This window comes from Pseudomonas sp. SDT291_1_S447 (assembly GCF_054070155.1).
The window spans coordinates 1-359 of record NZ_JBSVXS010000320.1 but is presented as its reverse complement, the minus strand read 5'-3'; the positions used below and the strand labels follow the sequence as shown (position 1 = coordinate 359).

General features: G+C 60.2%; 1 protein-coding gene. It reads left to right on the top strand.

Going from position 1 to position 359, the window contains the following annotated elements; translation table 11 throughout:
- Positions 1-110: 110 nt before the first annotated feature.
- On the top strand, positions 111-359 hold a 249-nt coding region (locus ACW9IR_RS29745; protein ID WP_457466185.1), incomplete at its 3' end, for an MFS transporter.

Sequence of the window (359 nt, the reverse complement as noted above, 5' to 3'; positions counted from 1 at the left end):
ATAACAGAACTCTCATGGGTTGGTTCCTTGGTTACAAACGATTAGCCGCACGTTAGAGACAAACACACTATCAGCTTGTAGCTTACCGCTGAAAAAGGAAAAGTCGGCCCTTGAACAATACCACCACCCTTGCCCTGGCCTGCAGCGCCGCCTTCCTCGCCCAGGTCGGCATCAGCAGTTACCTGCCCGCCGTCCCGGCCATTGCCCACGCCCTCCCCGCCGCCGAAGACCATGTTGCCCTGGCCCTGGCGATTTACTTGGTCGGCATGGCTTTACCGATGTTGCTATGGGGCAGCCTGGGTGAGCGTTTTGGGCGCAAGCCCGTGCTGCTGGCGGCGCTCGCCGTGTATGCGCTGGCC